Source organism: Bacillus sp. 2CMS4F (assembly GCF_023161785.1).
In the GTDB taxonomy this organism is placed as follows: Bacteria; Bacillota; Bacilli; order Bacillales; family Bacillaceae; genus Bacillus; species Bacillus halotolerans.
Window position 1 is genome coordinate 1 of record NZ_JALNTO010000032.1, and the last position, 652, is coordinate 652.

1 protein-coding gene is annotated in these 652 nt (G+C 40.5%); it reads left to right on the forward strand.

The genetic code is table 11. The features are described 5' to 3' along the window. Nucleotides 1-558, forward strand: a 558-nt coding sequence (locus tag MTN95_RS21440) for a transposase (RefSeq protein WP_248339944.1), incomplete at its 5' end; no start/stop codon positions are given. Between the last annotated feature and the right edge of the window lie 94 nt (nucleotides 559-652).

Sequence of the window (652 nt, forward strand, 5' to 3'; positions counted from 1 at the left end):
TTTGGGTTTCAAGTAGAAGCCGTCGCCCTTGATTCCGGATATTTAACGACTCCGATCTGTAAAGGATTATCTGACCGACAAATCTTTGGTGTCATCGCACATAGACGTTATCACCCTATCCGAGGCTTGTTTCCAAAATGGAAATTTCATTACGACAGTGAACAAGACAGATATATTTGCCCAAATCACCAAACACTTACATACTCAACAACTGACCGAAAAGGCTACCGGTCATACAAATCAAATCCTGAAATATGTTCCTCATGCCCGCTGCTTGAAAACTGTACAAAATCAAAGAACCGGCAGAAAGTGATTACTCGGCATGTATGGGAAGACCATAAAGAAAAGGTCAGACAAAATCGCTTGTCTGTTTCAGGAAAAAACCTCTACAAAAAAAGAAAAGAAAAAATAGAGCGAAGCTTTGCAGATTCAAAACAGCTGCATGGGCTTCGCTATTGCAGGTTAAGGGGACAACGAAATGTGAGCGAACAAGTTCTCCTCACAGCCGCATGCCAGAACATGAAGAAGATTGCCACATACCTATCCAAGCAGGGATAGATATGTGGGAGCCTTTTTCTGTATCTAAAATACAATAAGCATCTAAAGAAACAAAAAAAGCTTGTAGAAAAAACATCGTTTTCTCTACAAGCTG